Source organism: Marinomonas sp. ef1 (assembly GCF_002806845.1).
In the GTDB taxonomy this organism is placed as follows: Bacteria; Pseudomonadota; Gammaproteobacteria; order Pseudomonadales; family Marinomonadaceae; genus Marinomonas; species Marinomonas polaris.
Genome location: NZ_NHTT01000019.1, coordinates 1 through 20,797 on the forward strand (window position 1 = coordinate 1; position 20,797 = coordinate 20,797).

Here is a 20,797-nt window from a genome sequence, read left to right on the forward strand (position 1 = left end):
GGTTTTTAAAACTACGACACAGATTACGATAAAGCATCAGCAATGATGAACATCGGTTTGATACTTGGTTATCGCTATTTCAAAAAAGAATTGTTAAAGATCCAAGCACGTATTCGCGTGTTTTGAGACAAACTAACGATAAAACGTCAGCGCACAACACAGTGCACCTCAGAACAAACGCAAAACGAATTGCTTGACGATCATAGAGGCGTTGAACCACCTGATCCCATTTCGAACTCAGAAGTGAAAAGCGCCATCGCCGATGGTAGTGTGGGAGATCCCATGTGAGAGTAGGTCGTCGTCAAGCTTTAATATTTTAGGAATAGATTTTCGCGATAGTGTGTGTCTATTTTTGACAGATAAGCATGTAATACTAGTTTATCGTCAAGCTTATAAATTGAAGTCCTGATTTAATTATTAGGCAATTGAAAATTTGGTTTTATTAGACAATTTCTAATAAAACAAACCAGTTTTCTTGATGATCATAGAGGCGTTGAACCACCTGATCCCATCCCGAACTCAGAAGTGAAAAGCGCCATCGCCGATGGTAGTGTGGGAGATCCCATGTGAGAGTAGGTCGTTATCAAGATTTAATTAGAGAAACCCTATCTTGCTAAGCAGGGTAGGGTTTTTTCGTTATAGGGAATCACCATCGCCGATGGTAGTGTGGGGCTTTCTATAACAGACAAGCATGTGAGAGTAGGTCGTTATCAAGATTTAATTAGAGAAACCCTATCTTGCTAAGCAGGGTAGGGTTTTTTCGTTATAGGGAATCACCATCGCCGATGGTAGTGTGGGGCTTTCTATAACAGACAAGCATGTGAGAGTAGGTCGTTATCAAGATTTAATTAAGAAGGCCCTGATAGTTAATGCTGTCAGGGCTTTTTTTCGTCTTTAGAAAAGTCATAAAATAACAATGGGGTAGTAAACCTCAATGAAAATGGAAATAAACTAAAATTTCTTGATGATCATAGGGGCATTGAACCACCAGACTCAACCTCGAACTCAGAGGTGACTCTTTACATGCTACAGGCGCCCGCCATCTCCTACGGTAGTCCCGCAAGGAGATAAAAAGTCACCAAGATTTAATTATTAGATAGCCAATAGGGCATATCTAACGATGCTAGAAAGCTTTCTGCATCTGACCCCTGTAAGAGGGCTAGTGTAGATATAATTCCTGCATTGATACAGGTAGGGGCTGCTACCGTCACACTTCTAGGTGCGTCTATCATAGCCAATCCGGTGATCGGGTTTAAAACGTGAGAATAGCGAATACCGTCTTTGAGCAGAAAGCGTCGGCTATCACCTGATGTGGCAAGGGCTCCTGATGAGAGGGCGACAATGTGTTTTGCTTTTTCTTGATCGTTAATCGATTCGATACCTACCTTCCAGCTTTCGCCGTTTAATCTTCTACCATTGCAGGCAAGATCGCCGCCACAATTGATTAGAAAGGCTGCGGATGTTTTTGATAAAATTATTCGACAGATACTAAGCATTTTATCAACAGCATATTCTTTCCCAATACCTCCAAAATCTAGCTCCATGCCTGAAGGGAGCTTTAATTCTGTTGGGTTATTTGGGCTCCAACCTAACTTTGCCCAACCAACGTTGGTTAATAGTTCATTAATTACGCTTTGTTGAGGTAGGTTGTCGCTACCATCAAATTTCCAAGCTTTTCTTAGAATACCGGATGTTATGTCAAATAGCCCTTCTGACGCGTGGTAAGCGTGATTAGCGAAAACCATTAATTGAGCGGTTTCTTGGTCCAATATTTGAGTTATGTCTGTTTTTGAATGTATTTTGGAAAATGTATTGTTTGCTTGATAACGGCTAAATTTGTGTTCAATTCGCCATGCTTCGATAATGGCTTTTTTCGCGGCGTTCTTAGCGAGCTGTGTTTGTTCACATTCAATCAGTATTGCACAGTTGCTTGCCATGCATTCGAATTGGATTTTATAGCTGTGTTTATTTTCTTGCCACAAGCTAGGATTCGGATGATTCGATGGGTTAAACGATGAATCTATAATTAATGCTTCAATAAACTTCATGGCGTCCCTGTAGATGAAAATCCTCTACTGCTGAGAGTAGAGGATTTATGATTCTAAAACTTATATCCTACGATCAACATAGCTGCGTCTAAACTTGGATAAAGTTCCTGAGATGTCAACTTTCCATAGCCTTTATCACCAGAGCTTTCTTGATGATAAACAGAGAATCGAGTGTAGAACTCGGTTTCATCAGCAAATTTATAACCGTATTTTAATCCAAGGGTATAGGTATCTAGATCCCCTAAACGGTAATCAGCACTGGCAAAATCAGCATTTGTATAATCACTAGAGTTTAAATATCGATGATAAAAGTCTGCTTTGCTTTGAGTGTACCAACGAAGTTGTGGTTCTAAGTACTGGTTATCAAAACGAATGCGATATTTTGCGTTGATAGTATGTGAGTTAATGCCCCAATCATCAAACATATAACGATAACTTATATCGAGTATATCGTCGTTATCAAATTGATATTTTGTTTGCCAATAAATGCTCTGTTTTAGGCGTGAATCAGGACGCTTTTCATAAAGGTATAAGTCTCGGCTACCACTTTGAAAATTGCCACCGAAATTAGCGCCGGCATTATCATCTATGACAGAAATGATCTTATACGGATCTGTTAAGTAACCAGAGCTGGTACTCAACGAATAGTTGAACTGCATGATGGTTTTGCGGTTGATGATTTGTGTGATGCCAAAAACTGCATCTACAAGGCTTTTATTATCTGAATCTGTGCGTTGAGTAAACTCACTATCAGAGTTATTGAGCGGCACTTGAACTAAACCTGTGGGCACGCCACCTTCTGGATTAACTGTGTCACTAGATAGGTTTAAGCCCAAAGTAAGGGTTGTGTTCTTTTGGTTTAAATAACGTGATAGGCTGCCATTTACGCCAAGAGACTGGTAATCATGCTCTTTAGAAAGGTAACCACCAACACCATATGCCCAATCACGGTCTATTGGTGCAGACCAGTTGGTTGATAATGCAATGCGGGTATCTTTAAACGTATCGTCTAGAGGTTGTTCACCAGCTGCGGCGTCATAGGAACCTTTACCTGAAGGACTGGTAAATGTCTGAACATGGTCACTTGGCGTTGCGCCATTTGGAGATGCACCGGTTAAAGTGTCGGCTGCAATTTTAAAAGTGAGTTTCGTTTCCTCGTCATAATTCTTGGTAGCACTAATGACTGGCTCAGCGGCAGAAACTCGTCCGTCGCTTTCTGAGTAGAGTAAGAAAGCAGAGTCTACATCCCAGCTATCAGCGGCATTAACACTTGGAGAGATACCACCAATAAGTGCGCAGCTTGCAGCCGTTAATAATTGGGCCAAGTCACGATTTTTATGAGTGTTCTTAGTTACAGCCACAGCCACCACCTCCAAATCCTTGTCCACCACTGCTGGCTTCTTTGCTGAAATAAATGTGATCATTTAAACTGTTTTCAATAGGGTCACTAATTAGGTTCATTTCCTGCTGGGCGAGAATATCTCGCTCCCAAGGTTTAACCCCTACATCACTGCATCCTGAAAGAATTATTGGCACGGCGAGCAAGCCAATAACACTGATTATTTTTTGCATAGGTTATTTCCCTTTTTCGGCTAATAGCTTGGCAATAGCAGATTCATATTCATTTATATTTTTCTGATGAAAACCAACATGCGTTGCTCTTATTTTTCCCTGACGATCAATTAAAAAACTCGTTGGCATGCCAATAACACCAAAGTCTTCGGGTAATTGCGCTTCAGTATCAAATAACACAGTAAAACCAGGTTTGAATTCTTTTAAGAAGTCTAATGCTTGTTCATTTTCTTGATCTAAATTTATCGCGATAACTTTAAGGCCCTGCTCTTTGTATTTTGCTTGAATGCTTGTCATCCAAGGAAACGACTCACGGCAAGGTCCACACCAGGAAGCCCAAAAATCCACGAGTACGACTTGTCCCTTTTCCATCTCTAGTGAATTTTTTTGGTTTGTTTGATATTCAGGTAGCATCACTGTTTGGTGTGGTGCTGCTTTTGCTGTGGCTTGTGGTGTTAAATTGGTTGCCCATAATGCTGAAGAAAAAAATGCGCAGCTAATAAATAGGCTAGATAGCGCTGTTAGAGAAAATCCCAGATGTACTTTGATCATGTATGCCACCTAATAAGAAATATGCCTTAATAATACGATGACATTCTTAAGGGAAAATTAAGCTTCAAAATCAGGAAGCGTAAGTTTTACTTAAGGTTTCTTATTTATAGTGGGTAAACCTCTGTAAATTAAGGAACATCAAGTGACGACTTCTTTCAGGCCTTTTAGGCAAATAAAATGGCTGGTAGCGTCGATGCTTGCTTTTTTGTTGGTATCGCAAGTGCTTGCTGCTGATGACTTTTTGAAGCCCTCGGAAGCATTTCAAGTAGAAATTGATAGCGCTAAGAAAGAGGTAACTTGGACTATTGCTGATGGTTACTACTTGTACAAGTCGCGCGTAAAAGTATTGTTGGCAGAAGATAAAACAGCATCGGTACCTTTTCATTTTTTAACCAAAGCTGAAGAAAAGGATGATCCTAATTTTGGTTTGGTTAATGTCTTTCATAACAGAATGGCGATTGCTATTGATGCTAATAATCAAAAGTTGGGTAATCTAAAAGTTACATATCAAGGCTGTGCGGCGGCGGGCTTGTGTTATCCACCACAAACTAAGATTGTGGCTTTTGGCGGCAGTGATAAAGCCGATGATACTAAGCAATTATCTGTTTCTGAGCCTTCCAAATCCGCCGGTGATACGGTGCAAGCTCTTCCTAAAGCATCTATTGAAGGTGAAGAAGGTCAGTTAGCTAAGTTGTTATTAAATGGTGATCGCTTCTGGGTGTTGATTACCTTTTTTGTTTTAGGTTTAGGTTTGACTTTTACGCCTTGTGTATTGCCGATGATTCCAATATTAGCTGGTATTATTGCTGGTCAAGCTGGAAACATTACAGCTAAAAAAGGCTTTTTCTTATCACTTTCGTATGTCTTGGGTATGTCTTTTTCTTATAGTATGGCGGGAGTTTTAGTTGGTATTTTTGGTGCACAACTTAATCTTCAAGCTTTGTTTCAAGCTCCCGGTGTATTAATTAGTTTTAGCGTGCTGTTTGTTCTTTTGTCTTTTGCGATGTTTGGCTTCTATGAATTACAGTTGCCTATGTTTCTGCGTGACAGGTTAGATAGGTTAAGCCAGAAAAGTGTCGGTGGACCATATCTTGGTGTTGGAATTATGGGAGCTATCTCTGCACTAATTGTTTCGCCTTGCGTCTCTGCGCCGTTAGCTGGTGCCCTAATTTATATCAGTACAACTGGTGATGCTGTTCTTGGTGGCTGTGTGTTGTTTGTTATGAGTTTAGGGATGGGGGTTCCTTTGTTGTTAGTCGGCTTAGGTGGAGGTAAATATCTTCCAAAAGCGGGCATATGGATGATGCAGGTAAAGGCCGCATTCGGAGTAATTTTGTTGGGTGTTGCTGTTGCTTTGGTGTCTCGTATTGTATCTGACACTGTGAGTATTTATTTGTGGTCATTGCTTTGTATTATTTATGCTGTGCATCTATCTCCTTTTCAATTGGGTGGTAACGGGTGGGGAAAGACTCGACAAGGTTTTTCAATAATTCTCTTGATCTATGGGACTGCATTATTTACCTCTGGATTAGCGGGCAAACCTAGTTTAGACAAACCGTTAGGGTATTTTTCTGCAGTATCGAATGACGTGAGCTCTGCTGAGGTAAAGCCTTTGTTTGATCGCATGCAAGAAGTTGTTCTTGTTGAAAATGCGATGCAACAGGCCAAAGCTAATGGAAAGGCAGTGGTTTTAGATATGTACGCTGACTGGTGTACAGCTTGCTTGGAAATGGAAAAAAATGTCTTTAGTAGCAGTAATCTAAAAATATATTCAAATAACATTTCATTTCTGCAGCTTGATCTCACTGAAAATATGCCCGCTCAACAAGCATTTTTATCAAAATATGGCGTATTTGGTCCGCCAACTCTGTTATTCTTTTCTTCTCATGGTGATTTGATCAACGTTCGCCAAGGTGAAATGGATTTAGCGCAATTTAATAGCATGCTGCAATCAACCTTGGCGAACTTATGAAAGAAGGAATAGGTTTGCGAATACTAGTTGTAGAGGATGATCTTTCGTTAGCGGATGGTCTTGTAACTGCCTTAAAACGTGAAGGTTACACAGTTGATTTGCTTCATGATGGAATCCATGCTTTGGAAGCATTAGCTAATGAAGTGTTTGACTTGGTTGTATTGGATTTAGGTTTACCAAGGTTAGATGGCTTGGCTGTGCTTAAGCAACTACGAGCCAATGAAAATGCAGTGCCGGTACTTATTCTTACTGCAAGGGATGCATTGGAGGATAGGGTTGCTGGTTTGGATTTAGGTGCCGATGATTATTTGGTGAAACCTTTTGATGTAACCGAATTGAAAGCGAGAGCTCGGGCTTTATTGCGCCGCAGTTACGGTCGAGCAATCAGTGAGATTCACTATAAAGGCCTTGTGCTATTTCCAGCGAGCCACAAAGTGACCTATCAAGACAAAGACGTTAATCTTACTCGAAGGGAATACTCTTTGCTGCATGAGCTGGTGAGCCAACCTGGCCATGTTTTTACTCGAGATGTTTTACAGCAACTGATGTATGGGTGGGGTGATGATGTAGAAAGTAATGCGCTTGAAGTGCATATACATCATCTGCGAAAAAAACTGTTTCCAGAGTTAATTCGCACCATACGAGGTATTGGCTATGTGGTCGATCAAGAAGTGGGCTAATGAAAAACTATTAAGCTCAATTAGGCGAAGAACCCTGTTTTTTGTCATGTGTATTTTTACCATGACAAGCATCCTTATCATGGTAATTGGTTTGCTGTTTGCTAATCATGAGGTCGAAGAGTTATTTGATGCTCGTTTAGCTCAACAAGCTAGATTACTACTAACCTTGTCCGAGAATATTGAAAAGCTTGGTTCGAGTAAAAACCCTTCATTCCCTTTATTAGTTGATGCAGCAAATACTGATGCATCCGTTGGACATAAATACGAAAGTAAAATTTTTTATCAGATTTGGAGTGGTGATGAATTAAAAATTGCGTCTGATTCAATGACGCTATCTCATCAGAGAGAAGATTCGTTTGGTTATGGCGATGCAACAGCTGATCATTACCAATGGCGAACTTTTACCTTAATCCAAACAGCTGGAAATATTAAAGTCATCGTTGCGGAGCGTGCTGATGTAAGAGGTGAAATTTCAGATCAAATAGTCTTTCAAACTCTTTTTCCTGAAATATTAGCCTGGCCTATTCTAGCTGTTCTCGTTTGGGCGGCTGTTGGTTTTGGTCTTGAGCCACTTCAGCAGCTTGCTCAGCGTATTCAAAAGATTACTCCTACCAAATTAGAACCTATTGAAATGTCTTATGTTCCAGAAGAATTGGTGCCCGTGAAAACGGCCTTGAACGGATTGCTTATTGAAATTGATGTATTGATGGAAAGGGAAAAGCGTTGGATAGCAGATGCAGCTCATGAATTAAGAACTCCTTTAAGCATTCTCCGAGTTCATGCTGAAAATGCAGCATCCGCTGAAAATGATCAAGAGAGAAATCAATCCTTAACTCAGTTAACATCAGGGGTTGATCGGTCAACTCGAATTGTGTCTCAGTTGCTTGCGCTTGCTCGTCTTGAACACCAGAAAAAAGTCACTAAAGAAGACGTTGATGTGCTGGCAATTAGTCGCTCAATGATTGCTGATATTCTTCCTTTAGCTTGGAAGAGAAATGTTGAAATTAGCCTGGATGTTGATGATAGTTTGCCTTGGAGTTGTTATGTCGAACCTAATCATGTTGAGATATTGCTGCAAAATCTAATTAGCAATGCGATTAAGTTTTCTCCTCAGGGTTCTATTATACAAGTGGTTTGGTCCCAGTTTGCAAATCAAGTTGAATTAAAAGTAATCGATGCAGGCAGAGGCGTTAGCAAAGAAGAAAAGCAAAGACTCAGCGAGCGATTTTTTCGTTCTGGAGAAGTCGAAGGGGCAGGCCTTGGACTTTCTATTGTTAAGAATATTGTCGATAAATATCAAGGAGTGCTTTCCTTTGAGGATTCACTTCCTCACGGTTTGACAGTGCGGGTTGCATTGCCCATTCTAGCGATAAAATAAGTTTCTCTTCCTAAAAAGAACGTTTAGATAAGCTATTACGTTTTGAGTAAATACCAGACATTGTCTGGTATTTTTTTGCCTACGTTTTGGCTTTAAGTTTTAGTCATGTTCATTTTTTCGGCATTTATTTTTTACTTAAGCATTCCTTTGTGACTTGGATTAGTTAGCTAAATATAATGTTTATCATAAGTGATCTAATGGTTACACATCTAAATAGTTCTTGATCATTTGGTTCGTTTTATTTAGTGTAAAGAGACTTATTGCTATTTTTTATCCATTTTTCTAAGGAACATGAGGTTTATTATGAAAAAATCACTAGGTAAATATCTTATATCTCTAATGAGTTTTACTATTGCTCTTTTCTCTGTATCAGTGGCAGCAACCACATTAGATAAGATAAAAGATGAGGGCACAGTGACTATAGGTGTCGCTAATGAAGTACCGTATGGCTATACCACACCAGATGGAGAGCCTGCTGGTGAAGCGCCTAGTATTGCAGTCAAAGTTTTGAACGATTTGGGCGTAGACAATGTAAAAGTTGTCGTGACGGAATTTGGCTCTTTGATTCCTGGTTTGCGTGCAGGGCGTTTTGATGTGATTGCAGCTGGTATGTACATTACCCCAAAACGTTGTAAACAAATTCTATTCTCTAATCCTACCTACAGTATCGGTGAGGGCTTTTTGGTTCAGAATGGGAATCCGAAAGAGTTAAATGGTTACGATAGTATTGATAGTAAAGCTGTTAAGTTAGGCGTGATGTCTGGTTCTGTAGAATACGGTTATGCTCGTGATTACGGTATCGATTTAAGTAAAGTCGTCACTCTTCCAGATTATCCATCTGGTGTTGCCGCTCTTAAATCTGGTCGTATTGATGCTCTAGCTGGTACTAGCTTGACGATGGCATCTTTGGCTCAGAAAGATGATCGTGTTGAGTTAGCTCAACCTTTTACACCTCTTATGATTAAGGGTAAATCAGTTAAAGGTTACGGTGGCTTCGGTTTCCGTCCAGCGGATACGGCTTTGCGTGACGCCTTTAACACAGAATTAAAAGGCTTCATCGATACGAAAGAACACATTGCAATGGTAGAGCCTTATGGTTTTGGTAAGCATACCTCTCCTGGTGGCATGACTGCTGCGAAACTGTGTAAATAACACTGGGGAATTAGACTCATGGAATTTGGAGAAATTGTCTCCGTATTACTCCAGGGGGCCGTTGTCACAATACAAATTGTGGCAATGGCATTGCCTCTCGCCGTGTTAATGGCCTTCAGCTTTGGATTGATTCGCCTTTACGCTCCAGCCCCCTTCAAACAAATTGCAATTGTTTATATTGAGTTCTTTCGAGGAACGTCAGCACTTATACAGTTGTATTGGATCTATTTCGTACTGCCATTTTTCGGAATTACCATTGATGCCATGACGGCGGCAGTTGTTGCTTTGGGACTAAATATCGGTTCGTATGGAACGGAAGTGGTACGTGGTGCTATTCAATCGGTACCGAAAGGACAATACGAAGCGTCAATTGCATTGAACTTCACTTCTTCACAACGATTGTGGCGAATTATCATGCCGCAAGCATTAGTTAATATGATCCCACCTTTTGGTAATTTGGCCATTGAGTTAGTCAAAGCAACGTCATTGGTTTCTTTGATAACGATAGGTGATTTGACCTTTAAAGCCAAAATGCTAGCCGATACCACCTTACAGGTTGGTGAGATCTTTGGCGTTGTGTTGTTATTTTATTTTGTTATGGCTCAATTCTTAGTCTTTTTTATTAGACGTTTAGAAACACACCTTAGTAAAGGTTTAGGTCGTGGAGGGCTTCATTCATGAATGGATTTCATTGGGACTGGGCGTTTACATGGGAAGTGCTTCCCATGATTTTGTCCGCAGCAAAAGTGACCTTACTGGCGACCTTACTAGGTAGTATTTTTGCCATTGTGATGGGGCTGGTATTTGCCTTGCTGCGTCGCAGTAAAAGTCGAACGCTGCGCATATCTACATATTGGATTGTTGAGTTTATTCGTAGCACGCCTTTGCTGGTACAGATCTTCTTTCTATATTACGTGATGCCAGAATTTGGGATCAGTATGTCGCCACTCGCTACGGGGGTATTTGCCTTAGGACTTCACTATGGCGCGTATTTATCAGAAGTATTCCGTAGTGGTATCGATGGCATTGAGAAAGGCCAATGGGAAGCAGCAAGAGCACTGAATTTAACAATAATTGATACTTACAAAGACATCGTGCTTCCTCAGGCCATTCGTCCAATGATTCCTGCGACCGGTAATTACATCATTGCCATGTTTAAGGAAACACCTCAGCTTTCTGCGATTACGTTATTGGAAATATTGCAAATGGCGAAGATTATTGGCTCTGAAAACTTCCGTTATCTAGAACCCTTTACCTTAGTTGGGATTTTGTATCTCGTGTTTAGTCTTTTAGCTGCCTACGGTATTCATCAGGTTGAAAGACGCTTTCCAAAAGAAGGATTTAGTTTGAAATGAGTGCACCCATTATTGAATTCAAAAATGTGAAAAAGTGCTTTGGTGAAACTGTCATTTTTAGTGATTTTAACTTTAAAGTAGAAGAAAACGAGATAGTTTCAATCATCGGACCAAGTGGCTCAGGTAAAAGTACCTTGTTACGTATCTTAATGACATTAGAAGGCATCGATGGTGGTTATATAAATGTTGCAGGTGAATCGCTTTGGCATATGCCTTGGCAGGGACAATATGTTCCTGCGAACAGCAAGCACTTGCATAAGATGCGAAATCATCTTGGTATGGTTTTTCAGCATTTTAATTTGTTTCCTCATATGACCGTGAAGCGCAACATTACAGAAGCGCCAATGCGCGTAAAAGGTGTTTCAAGAGCCGAAGCTGAGGAGTTCGCAGAAAAATTGCTGCAATTAGTTGGTTTGGCCGATAAAGCGGATAGTTACCCAAATGATTTATCTGGTGGTCAGAAACAGCGAGTGGGTATTGCGCGAGCGCTTGCGATGAAACCATCTATTTTATTGCTGGATGAGATTACTTCGGCTTTGGATCCAGAATTAGTTGATGAAGTATTGGACGTTATTCGTAATCTAGTAAAAGAAGAAAGTTTTACTATGTTGCTGGTGACTCATGAAATGTATTTTGCTCGTGAGATTAGTGATCGAGTGTGCTTTTTTGATAAAGGCGCCATAGTGGAAGAGGGTGAGCCAGAGGCTATTTTTACTCAGCCAAAGGAAGAGCGCACAAAGGCTTTCCTAAACGCTTATATTGGTCAGTGATTTTTATAACTGCTTAACTAGTTAATATTTATAAGGCGCCATACGGCGCCTTATTTTTTAGTCGTGACAAGTTACCTAGTCTACAAGGATAATGACAATATATTTTATGGAGTATTGTGCAAATGGCGCCTTTGTATAGCGTAATTTTTTTAACTTTAGCTGCTGGCTTAGCAATGCCATTGGGCGCCTTAATTGCCAATTTTGAACGTATAAAACCAGAATGGTTGGAAACTGAGCTCATGCATGGCATTACTGCATTTGGTGGTGGTGCTTTATTATCCGCTATTGCCTTAGTTTTAGTGCCTGAAGGTGTTCAGCATTTTGTGCCATGGTCTGCTGCGTTGTTGTTTCTATTAGGTGGCGTGGGCTTTATGTTGCTTGATATTTGGTTATCCAAACAAGAAACTTCAATGAGTCAACTGGTGGCAATGTTGGCCGATTTTATTCCTGAATCTTTAGCCTTGGGCGCTGCATTCGCTTTAGGTACTATTAATGGTGTATTGCTTGCAGCACTTATTGCCATGCAAAACCTTCCTGAAGGCTTTAATGCTTTTCGAGAGCTGAAATCGTCATCCCATTACAGTGCATTCACAATTATTTCGTGCTTTGCTTTACTGGCATTATCAGGTCCAGTAGCGGGTGCTATAGCTCATATTTGGCTCGCAGAATGGCCTGCCGTGGTATCAGGGATAATGCTGTTTGCGTCAGGTGGTATCTTATATGCCGTGTTTCAAGATATTGCTCCTCAGGTTGCCTTGGATAAACACTGGCTGCCGCCGATGGGAGCAGTCATGGGGTTTGCACTTGGTCTGATTGGCTATATGTTGGTTCATTAATAAAAATGTATACAAAAATAGTTTTTATGAAATATAGTGAGTACTCTTTTTAAGCCATACAGGTAGTAGGGTTGTGCTCAGAATATTAAATGATGTTAGTTTGAGTGCACTTGTCGCAGGTTTTGTGGCAGTGCTAATTGGTTTTGCGAGCTCCGTTGCAATTGTCTTTCAGGCGGCTCAAGCCGCTGGTGCGGACTCTAATACCATTGTGTCTTGGATTATGGCACTGGGATTTGGTATGGGAGCTACCTGCTTTTTCCTTTCTTTATGGTATCGATCTCCTGTTATTACGGCATGGTCAACGCCTGGTGCGGCATTGTTAGCAACCAGCTTAGGAACAATAAGTTATGCCGAAGCGATTGGTGTGTTCGTTTTTGCAGGCATATTAACTCTTGTAACGGGCATATCTGGCTTATTCGATAAGGTCATGCGTTTGGTTCCGTTGCCTTTAGCTTGTGCCATGTTAGCTGGTGTACTTTTCAAGTTTGGCCTTTCTATATTTGACTCCATGATGAGTGATGTTTTCCTCGTAGGGATTATGCTGATTACTTATTTGGTGAGTAAACGTCTTGTACCTCGCTATTCTGTGTTGTTTGTATTGGTCTCAGGTGTTGCGTTTGTGCTTGCAAGATCTGATGGGCAGCTTATGTCTACTATCCCTTTTGCTCTTGGCTCTCTGGTATGGGTTTGGCCTGAATGGAATATCGGCGCACTAATCGGTATTGGCATTCCTTTATACATAGTAACTATGACATCTCAGAATATTCCAGGTGTTGCCGTGATGCGCAGCAGTGGTTACCAAACACCAGTATCTCCATTAATCAGCTGGACAGGGTTTACCTCTATTCTTATGGCGCCATTAGGCGGTTTCGCTTTCAACTTGGCAGCGATTACTGCCGCAATTTGCTCAGGCGATGAATGTCACAAAGATCCTAAGCGACGTTATATTGCGGGCCTATCTGCTGGTGTGTTTTATGGGCTTGCTGGTTTAGCGGGTACCTCAGTAGTTGCCCTGTTTTCGATTTTTCCTACAACCATGATTGCTGCTTTAGCGGGTATAGCCTTGTTAGGAACCATCGGTATGAATTTGAAAAATGCGATGGCAGATGACTCTAATCGAGAAGCGGCGTTAGTTACCTTTTTAGTCACTGTTTCAGGTGTTTCGTTTGGTGGTATCGCATCGGCTTTTTGGGGGATTTTATTCGGTGTGATTTGTTTGCTGATATCTAATATTAGGCTCAAATAAAAGGTTCTTTTAATGGATGTTAGTCAAAGTATCAAAGAAGATATCTTGAAAAATCAGCTGCCGAGGGGTGTCCCTCTTCGGCAAGCGATCCTTTCAACTCGATATGGTGTCAGTAGAATTCCTATTAGGGATGCGTTGCTATCATTAAAGTCCGAAGGTTGGCTTGTTCCAAATGGGAAAGCAGGTGTGATGATTCCTGATTTGAATTGGACGGAAGCGGAAGATCTTTATTTGATGCGAGCTGAACTGGAATGTTTGTTGTTTAGTATGGCATTTGATTATATCAGTGAGGAAGACCTAATAAAGGCGAGGCATTTCTTAACGAAATTAAATAAAGAAAATTTAACTCTGGTCTATAAAGGAGAGCTTAATTGGTTATTCCACCACACTCTGTATAGAGCTGCTGAGCGACCGACATTACAGCGCGTGGTTGAAGGCCTTAATAAACAAGCTGTGCGTTATCTTGGCTTTCAGTACGGTCCATTGGGATATAAGGTAAGAAGTCAGAATCAGCATGAAGAGCTACTTTTACTTATTGAATCAAATAATAAAAATGCTGCGCTCATTTTTCTGAGGCAGCACATAGAAAATGCAGGAATCTTGTTAACTGAGTTTCTGAAAAAACTTAACACATGACTGGGTCAATAGGGTGTTAAAACTCTTCATCAGCAGGCTGAGGTAAATACACAGTTAAACTAGCACCACCTAGGTTTAGAGATGATTCTTTTTTTATGAAGCCTCGAACATCATTCACAACATGAGCTGTGGCTGATAATTCGGCGAAATATAAGCCTAAGCCAGTATTACCTTCAAGAAACTCTTCAGGCTGTTCATCAGTATCAGTCTGTTTGAAGCCTTCACCATCATCTTCAATTGCTATGATGAGAAAATCATTTTCCTTTTTTGCACTAATTAGAATTTTTGATTTTGCAAACCGCAGGGCGTTGTAAACTGCAGTACTGACCACTGCAGTCATTAGACGTTCGTCAAAAATACTAGTTAGATTTGCATCGCAGCTGTACTCTAGCTCTAAACTTTTTGCAATGGCGGAAGGCTGTAGAGCAAAAACTTGGTCATCCAAAAACTCATCAAGTAAAAAAGTATCTACATGTAGGTCATAGCCGTCAGATGCTAGTCTATACAAGTATAAATACTCAACCCATTCATCATTAAGTTTTTTAAGGGACTCTTCAATTAGGATAATTTTTTTTTGATTCGAATCCTTGCTCCCCATTGCGTCTTTAAGGCTTTGCAATTGGTATAGTAAAGTTCCTACCTGATTTTTACTTTCATGAATCGCACTGGCTAAGATAGTGCTGATATCGATTTTTTTCATCTCTAGCTTCCAAAAGATTTTGCGTAGGCGGAACTTTGCTGTTGGGTTGGAGCAATTGCGCTTCCGGATTTTACTTCACTAAGCCAAGCTTCAAAAATTTGTTTGGCAGTTGATATATCATTATCTGCTAAATAAATGTCTATTTCGTAGCTATAGGCTTTTGCTCTATTGTTTGGGTCATCAAAAAAAGATTCGTGTACTTTTTTAAGCGTGCTATTGAAGTTATCTTTTTGACGCGGTAACAGAGGGCCACTGTCCGATATTCTAGCAAGAGACTCTAAATGTTTTAAATAAACATCAGCTGTGTTGTAGCAGGAGTATTTAGCTAAAAATACAGCTCTTCTAAATGACATTTCTGCAGTCGTACTGTCGCTTAGAGATAGGCTTATATTTCCTAGCTCCATTTGACGCAAGATATTCTTAGGAGATCGACCGATAGCTTCAATTAATGTCGCTTGTGCTTCTTCATGCTTTCCTTGAATGACTTGGATTTTAGCAAGCCAATCGTAGGCACTAACAAAAAAGCGATTATCAAGCATCAGTTGTCTAAAGTTTTGTTCTGCTTTGTCTAGCTCTCCCATCAAAAAATAGGACTTTGCTTTGCCAAATAATGCCCAAGGCATTTTTCTGCTTTTTAGGGTTTTATTGAATAGTGATAGCGCTTTTTTGTATTCTTTAATTTCTAATAGGCTCTCGCCTATTATTCTTTCACATTTACCTATTAGAGACGGGTATTTTGTCATCACTTGTTTAGCTGCAGTAATGGCTTCTTCAAAATTGTTTGCGTCAAGCGCGACGTTTACCTTATATAGCCTTTCTTTTGTTTCTAATAGTTTGCTGAGCCGTCTTTGCAAAACAGCCTGAGAAAAGGGCTTTGTAATGTAGCCATCTGGTTGATATTCAATAGCACCCATTACCATTTCAATGGATGTTTCCGCTGTTACCATCAAATAAGTAGCGGTATTTGGAATGAGTTTAGAATGTCTTACTTCTTCTAATAATTGCTGTCCATCCTTGCCATTTCCGAGGTTGTAATCGGACAAAATGACATCAAAGGATTTGTTTCTTAGGAGTTCAATGGCAGTTTCAGCTTTCATAGCAATGTCGATAGACGTAAAACCAAAATCAGTCAGCATTTTTCGCTGCATAATTCTTGCTTCGGCCATATCCTCTATGAGAAGCGCTTTTTTCTTTGAAAAGTCTTGTTGTGCCATAAATAATTACATTCCGTGTCTAGCAATTATAAAAAGGATTTATTTGGATCAATCACGAGATCTTCTGAAAAAATTTCGTCCTCTTCAGAGGTTTGCTGTGGAATAGCGTAGGATTCACTTGCCCATGCTCCCAAGTCAATCAGCTTGCATCTAGGGCTGCAAAAAGGTCGGTCTGGATTTTCTTTGGACCAAGGCGATTTCTTTTGGCAGGTAGGGCAGGCAACCAAGGCTGCAGTATTACTATTTAACATGATTGTGACTCTAAAATTTTTTTGTGTAATTTTAAGACTTTAGCATTCATTTCAGCAATATTACCAGAGTTTTCCAAGACGAGATCAGCTCTCTCAATACGTTCGCTATTGCTTAATTGCGCTGCCATGATTTTTTCTGCGCTTTCTCTACTTATATTGTCTCTGCTCATGACCCGTTGAAGTTGTACATTTTCAGGTACATCGATTGCTATGACTAATTTACATACTGCATCTTGTTTTGTTTCAAATAGAAGTGGGTGAACAAGCAAGGCGTACGATGAGGTAATTGCATGAAGCCGCGTTGATATCTCTTCTCGAATTGCTGGGTGTGTTAGTGCTTCAAGCCATATTCTTTCTTCGGGGTTATCAAAAATAATATCACGCAGGGATTTACGATTTAAAGTGCCGTCGTTTAATAATATGTTGTCACCGTAGCGCTGATGGATATTATTTAAACAATTTGAACCCGGTTCAACAACAACTCTTGCGACGTCATCAGCATCAACGCTTTGAATGCCTATCTCATTGAAATATTTTGTTATTGTGCTTTTACCGGAGCCTATGCCGCCAGCAAGACCGATTATAGTAGGGATATGGGTTGTCATAGGCTAAAAATAAAACACCAACATGGCTGAAAATATTAAAAATGGACCAAATGCCATGTATTTAGCTCCATTTCTATTGGTCAATACAGTGTATAGGATTCCGCTTAAACTTGCACAAAGTAACAAGGGTGTTAAGCCTGAAAGTCCTAACCATGCACCGAGCGCTGCAATAATTTTAGCATCACCTAATCCTATACCTTCTTGACCTCTGAATGTTAAATAAAACCAGCGCAGTGTATAGACAATTCCATAGCCAATTATCATACCTAAGACGCTGGTTTCTAAGGTGTTGTTCGATAGATTAAATAGCAGCGCACAAGCTAGGGCAATGGTACTGCATTCATCCGGTATTAATTGATATTCTAGGTCAATTACTGCGGCTGTTATTAAAACGCTGATCAAAAGTGCATGTAGTACAAGTTGATATGCATCGCTAAATATCCAGGGCAAGGGGAGGCAGAAAACAAGATGAAGAAATTCAACTGAGGGATAGCGATACGAAATGGCGGCTTTGCAATAACGGCATTTTCCTTTGAGCAGTAAGTAACTAAATAGAGGAATAAGATCTTGCCACATTAGTGGATGATGACATTGAAAACAATGAGAGCGCTTATCACTTATTTTATCTGGCGGCAGTTTGTTAAACGGGAGTAAAAGTAATGAATGTGCTTCTTTTTCCCATAAATAAATATTATTAATCGGCCACCTGGCTGTAAATGCTGCAGCATAACTGCCCATGCTCAAGACAACTAATGCATATAAAAACCAGTTTATTGCTATCAAATTCATTTATGACATCTCAATAAGCGGTGCGTATAAAGCGATTAGTGCCGAGGCGACAAACCCTCCAGCGATCAAGAGGCAAACTACGGGAATCAATTTTTCAAGCAGGGATATGTTTTTTTGCCAACGTTTTTCGTGCTCTTTTGCAGCAAGAATAAGTGCTCTCTCTATGTCACCATCTTGTTCTGCTGAATGAAGCGCAATAGACGATTCATTAGGAAACCAATGAGTAGGAAAGCTGGTTGCATAATTTTTACCGAGACGAAGAGTGTAATAGACTTGGTAAATCTCTTCTTTTATGAGCGTATATTGGAAGTACTCGGGCATGCTCCTCAAGGCCTGTTGCAAGGTTAAGCCGGTTTTTCTTGTTGTGCTTAATAACGAAAAGAGTTTAGTTAGCCGAAAGTTGCCACTGTATTTTTCAAGCCAGTAACAAGCGTGACCTTGATATAGGCTCCGTATGATGATGAATTGAATGGCACTACAGACGAGATAAATGCTCACATTATTGGCTAACTCAAAAAAATAACTTTCTCCCATTTTTTGCTGCATTGCTCTATTCGCGATAAGAATAATCAGAGCAATCTGAATAATACAAAAGGGATAAATAATGGATTTTAATAAGCGTTGGGACCAATCGAGTAAGGATTTAAGCTGGATAATTGACACGGCGATGCTTTTTTCACAGTCTTCTCTTGAGCCTTGTGAATTAAGGAGTTGGCAGTATGGTATAGCGGACGTTTGCGTCAGTTTGCTTAATGCTTCGTTGAAAACCGTACCGTTTTCTAGCTCGGTTAATATAGCTTTACTGATATTTGCGATTTTTGGGTGAGTAGCCGAAAGAGCAAAATGGGAAATTGCTTGATTTAATTGAAGCCCAGAGTGTAGAGCGCTCTGTATCTCTTCATAAAAAATTTGCAGTGACTTGTAATCTAGCTTTTTAGGGGTCCACTCTGAGATTGATATTTGCCAGCATCCTCGGTTTATATAATCAAAGACAACATTGTTTTCGGATAATTCGTGTCGGTAATCAATCTTTCCATTTAGGTGCTGAATTTTATACCAAGGCATTTTGCACCTCACTGTTCTGAAAGGGAAAAGCTTCCCATAGGGATGGGGATGAAATAAGTGTGTCATAATCTTTCGGTAGCAATTCATTCCATAGTGGTCGTAAAGCGTTGAACATTGGTTGTTGTGAAGACGCTTTGTAGAGCATAGATTGATGGATGATAAGTTTTAATGAACTCACCAAAGAGAAAAAATCTACTTGCCAACCATGGCAGCGGTGCACGGCGTCGAGTGCAGAGTTTGTATGCAATGTAGCTAGCACGAGGTGTCCGGTCAATGCCGCATTTACTGCAAGATTGGCAGTAACGGCATCGCGCACTTCTCCGACCATAATCACATCTGGATCTTGTCTTAGGAAGGATTTCAAAAGAGCTGCAGAGTCCAAGCCAATGGCTGGATTGGGTTCACATTGAAACAAGCCTTGAATTTCGTATTCGACAGGGTCTTCTATCGTAAAAATAGTCTTCTTTCCTGTGTTTAAAGTATCAAGGCACGAATAGAGAGTCGTGCTTTTACCTGCACCTGTTGCCCCACAGACCAAAATTAAACCACTAGAGCTATTTAAGATTGTGCTCAGGGCAGTAAACAAAGATCGCTGTATGCCGATATTTTCAAGCTCTAAACGGTTTTTTTCAGGGAGTAGGCGCAAAGCTACTTTTTCGCCTTTAACCGTGGCAATAATACTGACCCGAATAAAAGTGCTTCGACTTCTTTCCTCAAAAAGAAATTGACCTTCTTGTGTTCGCCTTGTTTCTGACAAGTCTAAATTAGCGCGCATTTTTATGCGGTTAATTAAGCTTGTTCCTTGAGCTAAATTAGCTACTTTATGAAGTGATCCATAACAGCGTTGATAAATTTGAATGCCAAGATTTAAGTGTTCTATGTGAATATCGGTTGCATGATTACTCACAGCGTTAGATATTATTTCTTCTAAAGTCATTTGTCTGCTCCAGCCACACTGTCACATTGAAGCGGAAGGATGTTACTTTCTAAGTCTGAGAGGCATTTCCAATTCCTATCGGCATCGCGAGAGTATCTTAGATATTGGTTTTCAGTAATGCCGGTGCTGTCATTTAGTGTGAGAACAATATTCCCCATACCTTTGTTTTGGCTGTCTACAGAAATAGATTTGGTAATTGAGCCTTCTGCTAGGGATTGTTTTATGAGATTAAACTCTGCTTCGCTAGGAAAGGACCCATGTAAAAGAATGAATTCTTCAACCAGAGATTGATGTTGGGTAGCGAGGTTTTGTACTTCTATTAGTTTTGCTTTAGCAATTTGACGGGTAAATGTGGGGGCTGAAAGGCTTGCTATTATAGAAATAATGGCAATAACAACCATTAATTCTAATAACGTAAAACCACGTGTGGATAGACGAGAAAGTAACATTCTTCACTCCTTGAAGATTCTGTAATCATTGGCATCCTGCCGAAAAACTTAACTCATTAAGTTTTTATAGACTAAACAATTTGATCGAGAAAGTCTCCCGTTGGTGTTTTTTCTTGATAGCTATTGGTTTTACTCTCTTTAGTTGATGCGTGAATGGTTGGTTCAATATCATCTTCGATGAACTCTTCTTCTAGTTCCAACAAGATATCATTGTTTTTTCTAGCTTCGATTTCTTCGAGTTTTTTTCTATTTCGCTGGGATAATGCTTGGCCTTGCTCTGAAATAGTGACAACAAGATCACTCGAAGCCTTGGCGTTTCGAGCGTTAAGCGCTGCCATATTAGTGTCTTCATCAGAGCGTAAGTCAAATGTTGTGTAGCCAGGAGTGGTCATACTTGTGAAGGTATGATTTGAAAGCGCTATAGAATGAGGAAGGCTACCAGACATGTTGATCACCCACGTAATGTTTATCTACAAATACTAATTGGCAATATGAAATATGTCCACTTTCTAATCAAATTCAGTTGGGAAACTTCTTATCTTTATTAATTAACTCGTCTTCACTCATTAGAAAGCAAAGACGAGTTAAGG

23 protein-coding genes and 2 rRNA genes are annotated in these 20,797 nt (G+C 40.1%); 12 read left to right on the forward strand and 13 right to left on the reverse strand.

The window, feature by feature from the left end; genetic code table 11:
• Positions 1-192 precede the first annotated feature (192 nt).
• A 5S ribosomal RNA gene (rrf, locus tag CCS02_RS19690) occupies positions 193-307 on the forward strand.
• Positions 308-474: 167 nt separating this feature from the next.
• Positions 475-589: ribosomal RNA gene (gene rrf / locus CCS02_RS19695) — 5S ribosomal RNA — on the forward strand.
• 496 nt (positions 590-1,085) lie between these two features.
• Here rrf (CCS02_RS19695) and CCS02_RS19700 read toward each other — a convergent pair.
• The 4 genes from CCS02_RS19700 to CCS02_RS19715 are packed head-to-tail and all read right to left on the reverse strand — an operon-like array spanning position 1,086 to position 4,172.
• Positions 1,086-2,048 (reverse strand): FAD:protein FMN transferase, encoded by a 963-nt coding sequence (locus CCS02_RS19700; RefSeq protein ID WP_100637484.1) that lies wholly within the window; start codon positions 2,046-2,048, stop codon positions 1,086-1,088.
• A 53-nt stretch (positions 2,049-2,101) separates the two neighbouring features.
• Positions 2,102-3,409 carry a DUF3570 domain-containing protein gene (locus CCS02_RS19705; protein WP_232728924.1) on the reverse strand — a complete coding sequence of 436 codons (1,308 nt, stop codon included), beginning with the start codon at positions 3,407-3,409 and terminating at the stop codon, positions 2,102-2,104.
• A complete protein-coding gene (locus tag CCS02_RS19710; RefSeq protein WP_072841769.1) occupies positions 3,396-3,620 on the reverse strand; it encodes a DUF4266 domain-containing protein in 225 nt (74 codons plus the stop codon). The genes CCS02_RS19705 and CCS02_RS19710 overlap by 14 nt, the downstream gene beginning before the upstream one ends.
• Before the next feature lie 3 nt (positions 3,621-3,623).
• On the reverse strand, positions 3,624-4,172 hold the full coding sequence (locus CCS02_RS19715) for a TlpA disulfide reductase family protein (protein ID WP_100637486.1): 549 nt from the start codon (positions 4,170-4,172) through the stop codon (positions 3,624-3,626).
• Between the two features lie 142 nt (positions 4,173-4,314).
• On the opposite strand from CCS02_RS19715, the gene dsbD reads away from it, so the two are divergent.
• The 10 genes from dsbD (at position 4,315) to CCS02_RS19765 (ending at position 14,197) form a co-directional block, all read left to right on the forward strand.
• Complete coding sequence (gene dsbD / locus CCS02_RS19720) at positions 4,315-6,144, forward strand: protein-disulfide reductase DsbD (protein ID WP_100637487.1); 1,830 nt, start codon at positions 4,315-4,317, stop codon at positions 6,142-6,144.
• A gap of 14 nt (positions 6,145-6,158) precedes the next feature.
• A complete protein-coding gene (locus CCS02_RS19725; RefSeq protein ID WP_048814316.1) occupies positions 6,159-6,824 on the forward strand; it encodes a response regulator in 666 nt (221 codons plus the stop codon).
• Positions 6,825-6,885: 61 nt separating this feature from the next.
• Entirely contained in the window at positions 6,886-8,202 is a 1,317-nt protein-coding gene (locus CCS02_RS19730; RefSeq protein ID WP_198515425.1) for an ATP-binding protein, read from the forward strand.
• Between the two features lie 303 nt (positions 8,203-8,505).
• Entirely contained in the window at positions 8,506-9,354 is an 849-nt protein-coding gene (gene ehuB / locus CCS02_RS19735; protein WP_072841761.1) for an ectoine/hydroxyectoine ABC transporter substrate-binding protein EhuB, read from the forward strand.
• 18 nt (positions 9,355-9,372) lie between these two features.
• On the forward strand, positions 9,373-10,035 hold the full coding sequence (ehuC, locus tag CCS02_RS19740) for an ectoine/hydroxyectoine ABC transporter permease subunit EhuC (protein ID WP_072841760.1): 663 nt from the start codon (positions 9,373-9,375) through the stop codon (positions 10,033-10,035).
• Complete coding sequence (ehuD, locus tag CCS02_RS19745; protein ID WP_100637489.1) at positions 10,032-10,709, forward strand: ectoine/hydroxyectoine ABC transporter permease subunit EhuD; 678 nt, start codon at positions 10,032-10,034, stop codon at positions 10,707-10,709. The genes ehuC and ehuD overlap by 4 nt, the downstream gene beginning before the upstream one ends.
• Positions 10,706-11,479 carry an ectoine/hydroxyectoine ABC transporter ATP-binding protein EhuA gene (ehuA, locus tag CCS02_RS19750; protein ID WP_100185901.1) on the forward strand — a complete coding sequence of 258 codons (774 nt, stop codon included), beginning with the start codon at positions 10,706-10,708 and terminating at the stop codon, positions 11,477-11,479. The genes ehuD and ehuA overlap by 4 nt, the downstream gene beginning before the upstream one ends.
• 122 nt (positions 11,480-11,601) lie before the next feature.
• Positions 11,602-12,315: a ZIP family metal transporter gene (locus CCS02_RS19755; protein ID WP_100185900.1), complete on the forward strand. Its 714-nt coding sequence runs from the start codon at positions 11,602-11,604 to the stop codon at positions 12,313-12,315.
• A 73-nt stretch (positions 12,316-12,388) separates the two neighbouring features.
• On the forward strand, positions 12,389-13,561 hold the full coding sequence (locus CCS02_RS19760; RefSeq protein WP_100637490.1) for a benzoate/H(+) symporter BenE family transporter: 1,173 nt from the start codon (positions 12,389-12,391) through the stop codon (positions 13,559-13,561).
• A gap of 12 nt (positions 13,562-13,573) precedes the next feature.
• A complete protein-coding gene (locus CCS02_RS19765) occupies positions 13,574-14,197 on the forward strand; it encodes a GntR family transcriptional regulator (RefSeq protein WP_100637491.1) in 624 nt (207 codons plus the stop codon).
• Positions 14,198-14,213: 16 nt separating this feature from the next.
• Here CCS02_RS19765 and CCS02_RS19770 read toward each other — a convergent pair whose 3' ends face one another.
• The 9 genes from CCS02_RS19770 to CCS02_RS19810 form a co-directional block, all read right to left on the reverse strand.
• The gene (locus CCS02_RS19770; RefSeq protein WP_100185897.1) at positions 14,214-14,897 is read right to left on the reverse strand and encodes a sensor histidine kinase; all 684 of its coding nucleotides are present in this window, start codon (positions 14,895-14,897) and stop codon (positions 14,214-14,216) included.
• A gap of 2 nt (positions 14,898-14,899) precedes the next feature.
• Positions 14,900-16,111, reverse strand: coding sequence for a response regulator (locus CCS02_RS19775; RefSeq protein ID WP_100637492.1), 1,212 nt, complete (start codon positions 16,109-16,111; stop codon positions 14,900-14,902).
• A 26-nt stretch (positions 16,112-16,137) separates the two neighbouring features.
• Entirely contained in the window at positions 16,138-16,362 is a 225-nt protein-coding gene (locus tag CCS02_RS19780) for a DNA gyrase inhibitor YacG (protein WP_072841744.1), read from the reverse strand.
• A complete protein-coding gene (gene coaE / locus CCS02_RS19785) occupies positions 16,356-16,967 on the reverse strand; it encodes a dephospho-CoA kinase (protein ID WP_100637493.1) in 612 nt (203 codons plus the stop codon). Before coaE ends, CCS02_RS19780 begins: the two co-directional genes overlap by 7 nt.
• 3 nt (positions 16,968-16,970) lie before the next feature.
• On the reverse strand, positions 16,971-17,756 hold the full coding sequence (locus tag CCS02_RS19790) for a prepilin peptidase (RefSeq protein ID WP_100637494.1): 786 nt from the start codon (positions 17,754-17,756) through the stop codon (positions 16,971-16,973).
• Positions 17,757-18,821 carry a type II secretion system F family protein gene (locus tag CCS02_RS19795; protein WP_100637495.1) on the reverse strand — a complete coding sequence of 355 codons (1,065 nt, stop codon included), beginning with the start codon at positions 18,819-18,821 and terminating at the stop codon, positions 17,757-17,759. It abuts the gene before it with no gap.
• A complete protein-coding gene (locus CCS02_RS19800) occupies positions 18,808-19,758 on the reverse strand; it encodes a GspE/PulE family protein (RefSeq protein WP_100185894.1) in 951 nt (316 codons plus the stop codon). The genes CCS02_RS19795 and CCS02_RS19800 overlap by 14 nt, the downstream gene beginning before the upstream one ends.
• A complete protein-coding gene (locus CCS02_RS19805) occupies positions 19,755-20,207 on the reverse strand; it encodes a pilin (RefSeq protein WP_100185893.1) in 453 nt (150 codons plus the stop codon). Before CCS02_RS19805 ends, CCS02_RS19800 begins: the two co-directional genes overlap by 4 nt.
• A gap of 71 nt (positions 20,208-20,278) precedes the next feature.
• Complete coding sequence (locus tag CCS02_RS19810; RefSeq protein ID WP_072841732.1) at positions 20,279-20,653, reverse strand: hypothetical protein; 375 nt, start codon at positions 20,651-20,653, stop codon at positions 20,279-20,281.
• Positions 20,654-20,797: the final 144 nt, after the last annotated feature.

What these genes read in the sequence shown, in the direction of transcription:
- CCS02_RS19700 (WP_100637484.1), bottom strand. Translation starts at nt 2,048, where the DNA reads ATGAAGTTTATTGAAGCATTAATTATAGATTCATCGTTTAACCCATCG.
- CCS02_RS19780 (WP_072841744.1), bottom strand. Translation starts at nt 16,362, where the DNA reads ATGTTAAATAGTAATACTGCAGCCTTGGTTGCCTGCCCTACCTGCCAA.
- coaE (WP_100637493.1), bottom strand. Translation starts at nt 16,967, where the DNA reads ATGACAACCCATATCCCTACTATAATCGGTCTTGCTGGCGGCATAGGC.
- CCS02_RS19730 (WP_198515425.1), top strand. Translation starts at nt 6,886, where the DNA reads ATGACAAGCATCCTTATCATGGTAATTGGTTTGCTGTTTGCTAATCAT.
- ehuA (WP_100185901.1), top strand. Translation starts at nt 10,706, where the DNA reads ATGAGTGCACCCATTATTGAATTCAAAAATGTGAAAAAGTGCTTTGGT.
- CCS02_RS19805 (WP_100185893.1), bottom strand. Translation starts at nt 20,207, where the DNA reads ATGTTACTTTCTCGTCTATCCACACGTGGTTTTACGTTATTAGAATTA.
- CCS02_RS19800 (WP_100185894.1), bottom strand. Translation starts at nt 19,758, where the DNA reads ATGACTTTAGAAGAAATAATATCTAACGCTGTGAGTAATCATGCAACC.
- CCS02_RS19790 (WP_100637494.1), bottom strand. Translation starts at nt 17,756, where the DNA reads ATGAATTTGATAGCAATAAACTGGTTTTTATATGCATTAGTTGTCTTG.
- CCS02_RS19795 (WP_100637495.1), bottom strand. Translation starts at nt 18,821, where the DNA reads ATGCCTTGGTATAAAATTCAGCACCTAAATGGAAAGATTGATTACCGA.
- CCS02_RS19775 (WP_100637492.1), bottom strand. Translation starts at nt 16,111, where the DNA reads ATGGCACAACAAGACTTTTCAAAGAAAAAAGCGCTTCTCATAGAGGAT.
- CCS02_RS19770 (WP_100185897.1), bottom strand. Translation starts at nt 14,897, where the DNA reads ATGAAAAAAATCGATATCAGCACTATCTTAGCCAGTGCGATTCATGAA.
- ehuD (WP_100637489.1), top strand. Translation starts at nt 10,032, where the DNA reads ATGAATGGATTTCATTGGGACTGGGCGTTTACATGGGAAGTGCTTCCC.
- ehuC (WP_072841760.1), top strand. Translation starts at nt 9,373, where the DNA reads ATGGAATTTGGAGAAATTGTCTCCGTATTACTCCAGGGGGCCGTTGTC.
- CCS02_RS19765 (WP_100637491.1), top strand. Translation starts at nt 13,574, where the DNA reads ATGGATGTTAGTCAAAGTATCAAAGAAGATATCTTGAAAAATCAGCTG.
- CCS02_RS19715 (WP_100637486.1), bottom strand. Translation starts at nt 4,172, where the DNA reads ATGATCAAAGTACATCTGGGATTTTCTCTAACAGCGCTATCTAGCCTA.
- ehuB (WP_072841761.1), top strand. Translation starts at nt 8,506, where the DNA reads ATGAAAAAATCACTAGGTAAATATCTTATATCTCTAATGAGTTTTACT.
- CCS02_RS19710 (WP_072841769.1), bottom strand. Translation starts at nt 3,620, where the DNA reads ATGCAAAAAATAATCAGTGTTATTGGCTTGCTCGCCGTGCCAATAATT.
- CCS02_RS19810 (WP_072841732.1), bottom strand. Translation starts at nt 20,653, where the DNA reads ATGTCTGGTAGCCTTCCTCATTCTATAGCGCTTTCAAATCATACCTTC.
- CCS02_RS19755 (WP_100185900.1), top strand. Translation starts at nt 11,602, where the DNA reads ATGGCGCCTTTGTATAGCGTAATTTTTTTAACTTTAGCTGCTGGCTTA.